This is a genomic window from Deltaproteobacteria bacterium, from assembly GCA_003194485.1.
In the GTDB taxonomy this organism is placed as follows: Bacteria; Desulfobacterota; Dissulfuribacteria; order Dissulfuribacterales; family UBA3076; genus UBA3076.
Window position 1 is genome coordinate 1 of sequence record PQXD01000037.1, and the last position, 6,832, is coordinate 6,832.

Annotated in this window: 8 protein-coding genes; all 8 read right to left on the reverse strand. The window is 48.2% G+C overall.

The window, feature by feature from the left end; translation table 11 throughout:
* The coding region (locus tag C4B57_11240; GenBank protein PXF52250.1) for a hypothetical protein at nt 1-210 on the reverse strand (210 nt) is incomplete at its 3' end.
* 365 nt (nt 211-575) lie between these two features.
* Nucleotides 576-1,613: a chemotaxis response regulator protein-glutamate methylesterase gene (locus C4B57_11245; GenBank protein ID PXF52251.1), complete on the reverse strand. Its 1,038-nt coding sequence runs from the start codon at nt 1,611-1,613 to the stop codon at nt 576-578.
* Entirely contained in the window at nt 1,614-2,198 is a 585-nt protein-coding gene (locus C4B57_11250) for a hypothetical protein (GenBank protein PXF52252.1), read from the reverse strand.
* A 2-nt stretch (nt 2,199-2,200) separates the two neighbouring features.
* Nucleotides 2,201-2,560: a hypothetical protein gene (locus C4B57_11255; protein PXF52253.1), complete on the reverse strand. Its 360-nt coding sequence runs from the start codon at nt 2,558-2,560 to the stop codon at nt 2,201-2,203.
* Nucleotides 2,386-3,036, reverse strand: coding sequence for a hypothetical protein (locus C4B57_11260; GenBank protein PXF52254.1), 651 nt, complete (start codon nt 3,034-3,036; stop codon nt 2,386-2,388). Before C4B57_11260 ends, C4B57_11255 begins: the two co-directional genes overlap by 175 nt.
* 21 nt (nt 3,037-3,057) lie before the next feature.
* The gene (locus C4B57_11265; protein ID PXF52255.1) at nt 3,058-3,510 is read right to left on the reverse strand and encodes a chemotaxis protein CheW; all 453 of its coding nucleotides are present in this window, start codon (nt 3,508-3,510) and stop codon (nt 3,058-3,060) included.
* The gene (locus C4B57_11270) at nt 3,510-5,843 is read right to left on the reverse strand and encodes a hypothetical protein (protein PXF52256.1); all 2,334 of its coding nucleotides are present in this window, start codon (nt 5,841-5,843) and stop codon (nt 3,510-3,512) included. The genes C4B57_11265 and C4B57_11270 overlap by 1 nt, the downstream gene beginning before the upstream one ends.
* An 84-nt stretch (nt 5,844-5,927) precedes the next feature.
* Nucleotides 5,928-6,620, reverse strand: coding sequence for a hypothetical protein (locus C4B57_11275; GenBank protein PXF52257.1), 693 nt, complete (start codon nt 6,618-6,620; stop codon nt 5,928-5,930).
* Between the last annotated feature and the right edge of the window lie 212 nt (nt 6,621-6,832).

A 6,832-nucleotide genomic window follows, 5' to 3' on the forward strand; every position in this document is an offset into this window, starting at 1 on the left:
CTCCTCTTTTAATCCTTGACATACCTGGTATCCATCCATGACCGGCATGATCAAATCCAACAGGATGAGGTCAGGGTGTTCGGATTTGGCTGCCTGAAGGCCTGCCAGGCCATCCTGGGCCAGAATGACCTCATGCCCTTGTTTGGTCAGAATGGTTTTCGCGACGTGGGCAATCAATCGGCTGTCATCTACTATAAGTATCCTGGCCATGTAACCCCCACATTACCATATTTCGGATTATGACTATTGAGTTAGCTCCGCTTCGATATATAGTCTTTGATTATTGGATGATCATCCCTTGTCCCTCCAATGCTCTCGTCCCTTGTTTTCTGAGGCTTTTGCAGCATGGGACCCTCCCTGTTCTCCTCCGCTGCGCTCCGGAGCCAGGGTTTCCCATACTGCAAAAGCCAAGAAAACTACGGGACTTCCGCAAGTCACTCCAAGGGATAATCATCCAATAATCCGTTACAATTAGCATATGATGCGGAGCTAACTCAATAGTCATATTTCGGATTTGCGGCTCACTCCCTGGAGAAATCGCCATGCGGATTTTACTTATGCGCTCTCACTGCGCATCACTCTGGCTTCAGCCTTGAAAGAACAATATCCGGTATGTCATCCAGTGGGGCCACCATTTCTGCCGCGCCCCGTTTGATGGCAGCCGCAGGCATGCCAAACACCAGCGAGGTGGCTTCGTCCTGTGCAACTGTAAAGGCACCGGCCTGCCTCATGGCCAGCAAGCCGTCGGCCCCGTCGTCTCCCATCCCTGTCAGGAGGATGCCTATGGCATTGGAGGCCGCGGTCTTTGCAACCGAATTGAATAATACATCTACAGAAGGACGCTGGTGATTGACCTGTCGGCCGTTCTGCAGACGGACGTAATATCCCTTACGGTCCTCTGCCACCTGCAGGTGCCATCCGCCGGGCGCTATCAGCACCTTTCCTCTATCGAGACGGTCCCTGTCGTTGGCTTCCTTAATATCCATAGGAAACAGCGAGTCCATTCGCTGGGCAAAGCCACTTGTATAGCGAGCGGGCATGTGCTGGACTATGACGATTCCATTCACATCAGGAGGCATGGACCCAAGCAGTCTTTCTATGGCACAGGTGCCGCCCGTAGAGGCCCCGATGGCAATGATCTTATCCGAGCTTGCAATACTTACCGCCGGAATACGTTTCCTGTGTTTGCCGAACAGGTCATAGGGCCTGATTCTGGTCCGTGCCGCCGTTTTTATCTTAGCGATAATCTCATGCCTCAACTCCCAGAGACCGGTCCTGATGTTCTTTCTGGGTTTGGCAATGAAATCAACAGCTCCAATATTCAGGGCTTCCAGGGTACGCATGCTGTTATTCCGGGTATACGAGCTGATCATGATCACCGGGACGGGACGAAAGCGCATCAGATGCTTCAGAAAGGTGATTCCGTCCATTCGGGGCATCTCGACGTCCAGAGTGATCACATCAGGCCTTTTTTCTATGATCGTATCCTTGGCATCAAAGGCATCCGAGGCTGCTCCAAGCACCTCAATGTCAGTATCCGACGACAGCAGAGTCGTCAGTACCGACTGCACAACAGGTGAATCGTCAACAATGAGCACGCGGATCGGTTTCATTTAGAACAACACCACTCGCGACTTTGCCAGCCGTCTTTGAAAAATCCTTCTTTTATAAAAGTCTTCGTCTTGAAAGGAACGTTTGTCTTGTCTCATATCGAATCGTTTTAAGAGGACCCTGTGAGTGTCAGTAAAAAAGAATATCTTTCTGCCGGTACTGCCTCCCACATCGATCTTTACGGCAGGAATACCTTCCAGTTCGAGGAATTTTTTTGCAAAACGGACATTGGATTCGATGATATCGCCGTCATCCCTCCTGAATCTCAGTACATTGCCTCCCCCAAAGACCTTGGCCCGAAGCCCTTTTCTCCGTGCCCCAAGTTTAATAAGTTCCCCGATCAACAGCTCCATGGCAAACATACCGTACCGGGCGACCTCGGAAGACAGGATTTCATCGGGACGGACCATTCCCGGAAGCAAAAAATGGTTCATCCCTGCCACTTTTATTTTTTCATCATAGATGCAGGTGGCAATACAGGATCCGACAATCGTGTGAAGTACCTCACCATTTTGAGTGGCAAAATACTCACCTGCTATAAGCGTTATAACTGGTTTTTTTAAGGTGTGGCTGTAAAACCGGTACAAAACTAACCTCTCTTTTGATAGGTGAAATAACCCACCGGGGCAAAACGGTCGTCGACACCGATCAGGGACTCGGAGGCTCCCAGACACAGGAATCCATCCTGCCCCAAGATACGGAAGAAATTATCTATAAGCCTTTTTTTGATTTCCATATCAAAATATATCATCACATTCCGGCAAAAAATAATGTCTATAGGGCTTCTGAATGGAAAGTCAAAATCGACAAAGTTGAGCCTGCGAAACAAGAGTTTTTTCTTAAGGCTTCCCTGGCCAGGAAGAATCCGGAGTTCCTCCCGGTGCCTTTTGTGAAATATCTGTTGAGGTATTCTATTGGGACCTGTTGTTGCATACACTCTTCTGGATATATGCCCCTGTAAGCGATTTTGAGAGCGTCGGTATCAACATCGCTGGCCAGGATCTTGATGTCCCAGGTGCGTTCCTCTTCAAATATTTCGCTTACTGCCATGGCAATACTGTAAGCTTCCTGGCCCGTAGCGCATCCGGCGGACCATATGCGCAGCTTCCTGGTAGTGTTATTCCGGGTTGCCAGATGAGGCAATATGACGCTGGCCAAAAGCTCAAATTGTTTCGTGTGCCTGAAAAAGGCGGATTGGTCGACTGTAATCGTATTTATGAGTCGCCTTAATTCCCATCCGCCTTCTTTGTCATGGAGCAGGCAGCGATAATATTCACTATATGACTCTAACCCAAGGCTACTCATTCTGGAGGCCAGCTTTCGTTGCAAAGCCATCTTTTTTGTACGAGCAAAAGAGATGCCGACATGTTTCCTGATTAGATGCCTGAATAACTCAAATTCTTTTTCCGACAGGTGGCCCGTCATAAAAACACACCATACTGATGATCAGGCAGCATCCAGGATTTCGAGTTCTTCAGGACTCAAGAGTCTATCTATATCCAACAGGACTACAAGTTTATCTTCCTTTTTCCCGATCCCCTTTATATATTCGGTCTTCATGCCAGGAGGAAGATTGGAAGTGGCCTGAATTTCTTCCGGGAGGATTTCCACCACGTCCGTGATCTCATCTACAATAACCCCAATGACCCTTCCCGATATCTCCATTACAATGATTGTATGGAAATGGGTGTATGTGGTTTCCGGGAGATTAAACTTTTCCCTCAAATCAAATACGGGCAGGACAACACCCCTCAGATTAATGATCCCCTTGATGAACCCTCTCATGTTTGGAAGAGGCGTGATCTTTCTATAGCTGACGACCTCTTTTATCTTGAGGATCTCAATCCCATACGTCTGTTCATTTATTGAAAAGATGACATATTGCTGAACTTCAGACATTAAAATTCCTCAAACCCTTCATCCAGCTCTTTTTCTATCAGGTCTTCCCCCTTTTCCTCAATGGGATGCTGATTGGCCAGCTCTTCACGCAGGGGCTTTGTGGTAAACGGTTTACTTCCTCGCCTCTCCTTCTTTAAAATCGGTGTATTTCTTTTGAAACTGAAATCTTCGACCTCGATATCGCCCTGATCGCTCAATGTGAACTTATCGGTCATGCCCTGTAGCAGGGCGGCTTTTTCATTGAGCTGTTCTGTAGCGCTTGCCAATTCATCCACCAGTGTTGCATCATGCTCGATAACGTCACTCATCTCATTTATTCCCTGGCCAATTTGCTTAATTCCTTTTGAGCTTTCCTGCGTGGCCAAGGAGACCTCGCTGAGTGCATCGGATGCCTGTTTGATGGTCTGGATGATTTTCTTAAATCCGTTTTCCAGTTGGCCAACCCATTCTTTGCCCGTGTCAACCCTTTCCATAATATCGCGGACAAGGCTTTGAATATGCTTGGATGCGTCAGAGCTTCTTTTTGCAAGGTTTCGAATTTCGTCCGCAACTACGGCAAACCCCCTGCCGTACTCTCCGGCTCGTGCCGCTTCCACAGCGGCATTTATCGAAAGAAGGTTGGTCTGAAAGGTTATCTCGTTGATCAAATCCATCATTTCAACTATCTTGCGGCTACTTTCCGCCACGTCGTTCATGGCCTTGGTTGTCTTTTCGACTGTATTTCCGCCTTCCACGGCCACTGCCACTGCATCCTTTGAAAGCGCATCGGCCTGCTGTGTATTGGCGGTATTCTGGCTGATGCTGGATACAAGCTCTTCCAGGGTTGCGCTTGTCTCTTCCACGGTGCCGGCCTGTTGCTGGATGCGTTGCGAAAGCTCCTGGTTTCCTTCAGAGATCTGCCTGACACCCTTGATTACTGTGAGAGCTGCGTTTTTCGTCTGCCCGATAAGCTCTTCCATGCGGTCAATAGTCTCGTTGGTCCTCTTAACCAGCCGGTCCATTGCATCATTTCCGCCGCCTATTTCGGCCCTTACCGTAAGGTCCCCTTCGGCAACCCTTCTCAAGATATCTGAAAGGTTTTCGACCCTGTTTTGCAATCTCTCCTTTTCTTTTTCTTCCCTGAGAAAAGAATCCTTGAGCACGGATTCTGCTTCGACCTCTTTGGAGATATCACGAATAATTTCGAACCCGCCCAGGATCTTGCCCGAAGAGTCTAATAGGGTAGCACCACTCGCCATGATGGGAACTTCTTTGCCTTTGGCGTTTCTTAGGGTGACTTTCTGACCAGCGGTGACTTCTCCTGTTTTCATGGCCTTTTTTATGGGGCATGACGTGCGGCACATATCAGCGTTGAATATCTCTTCACAGGTTTTTTTGCCCTTGATCTCCTCAGGCAGGACACCGGCAAGTTTGGCAGCCGCATCATTAATGTAGGTTATTTTCATATCAGGATCGACCATAAAAAAGGCATCCGTAATGCCCAGGCTCAGGCTGTTGGCATATTCTATGCGGTCGCGGATGTTTCTGATCATCTGGTTGAAATTCCGGGTCAATCTCCCAATGGAGTCTCTGGAATCGTCGTGGACTTCAACGGTGATGTCGCCGGCCGAGACCTGGCCCGTCTTTTCCGCCAGGGATTTGATGCGCCTGGTTACAAGTCGGTTAAACAGGAAGTTTATGACAAGTATGATCCCGATGATCTCCACCGCACAAAATAGGATAAAGCGATTTCTGGCCGAGGCGAGAGAGGCATAGACCTCTGTTACAGGGTGTTTCACGATCATGGCGCCCAGCACTTTTTTATTTCTCCCGTGGCAGTGATGACAACTGCTCTCGTTCAAAAGGGGCATCATGGTGACCAGGAAGGCCTCCTTATCCCCGATTTCCGTGAAGGATTCTCTGGGCGGCCGTCCTGTACTTATTGCGTCGGCAAGGGCTTTCCGAGTCTCTTCCCTCCACAGATATTGTGTGATGCCGGTATGAATGCGGTCCTCTTCTGAGGCATAGGTAAGGTCCTGGCAAAGGTCTGATATATAAACCTCAACGCCTTCCATATGCTCTTTGATGTCCTTCAGTTGGGCCTCGACTGTCCTGCTGTCCCCAACAGACATGGGATATTTGATGGCACTGTATGTGTTTTTGAGCAGGCTCTGGCTCGATTGTGCCACCTGATCCAGGACGCTTTCAGTATGAAAAGACATGGCCTTATAAAGGAACAGGCCGGTAAATACCCCGACTACCATGATCGTTGCCAAAAGGATCTTGACACGCAGTCCGGTCCCTTTCAGCAGTTTATCTATCCAATTTATCATGACTTCACCTCTACAGATCATAGAACCGGATGCCGGGTGTATGAATCGATCTCGTAATTATCCAGCATCTTTTTGGTCGGCATGATCATAACGTAAAATATAAAGTTAATGGCCGCCTCCGTGGGCCATGGATGTATATATAGGTGCAACCTTTTCTTCACTTTCATTATATTCGTCTCCTTTAAAGGGATGTCTGAAAAATATTTCCTCAAGCCCCAAAAGATCCAAGACGAGTGAGACTGAGCCGTCCCCCATAATGGTGGCACCGGCGATCCCCTTTACGGTGCGGTAGTTTGTCTCCAGGTTTTTAACAACAATCTGTTGCGGTTCCAGCACTTGCTCCACAGGTATGCCGAAGGCCTTTCTTCCAGTATTCACAAAGACCAGCACAGAGGTGTTGTTATCTGCGGAAGGCACACCCATGTTAAGAATTTTCATTATATCTATAATAGGGAGATAATCACCGTGGAATGGGTACATCATTTCCTTGGCCCCTAAATTTTTGACGAGTCTCTTGTCGAACCTTTCGGTTCCAAAAACAGCATGCAGTGGCAACAGGTATGAATTGTCCCGAACCATCACGTGCAAGACTTTCATGAGGGCAAACGTCAAGGGCAGGCATAAGGTAAACCTGGTTCCCTTGTCCTTTTCCGTATCTATATCTATGGTGCCGCCAAGCTGATCAAGCTGTGTCTTGACCACATCCATCCCGACTCCCCTTCCAGAGATTTCCGTAACTTTCGAGCTCGTGGAAAATCCGGGCATAAGAATAAATCTCAGCAAGTCTTCCTTTCTCAAGACTTGATCTTTCTGAATCCAGCCTTTTTCAAGCGCTCTTTGCCGAATGTTCGTCAGATCGATCCCTCTTCCGTCGTCACTTATCTCATTAAACCACTACCTGCTGAAAGCAGGTAGATTTCTTATACGACTGAAAGTCTAACATGGTTCAATCTTTAGTCATTAGCAATAGTGAAGGCCTCTTTAGGGCTCGCCTTTTCTTGGCTTGCAAT

Bases quoted from the DNA above. Each gene is read 5' to 3' on its own strand.
- C4B57_11245 (PXF52251.1), bottom strand. From the start codon at position 1,613: ATGAAACCGATCCGCGTGCTCATTGTTGACGATTCACCTGTTGTGCAG.
- C4B57_11270 (PXF52256.1), bottom strand. From the start codon at position 5,843: ATGATCTGTAGAGGTGAAGTCATGATAAATTGGATAGATAAACTGCTG.
- C4B57_11265 (PXF52255.1), bottom strand. From the start codon at position 3,510: ATGTCTGAAGTTCAGCAATATGTCATCTTTTCAATAAATGAACAGACG.
- C4B57_11260 (PXF52254.1), bottom strand. From the start codon at position 3,036: ATGACGGGCCACCTGTCGGAAAAAGAATTTGAGTTATTCAGGCATCTA.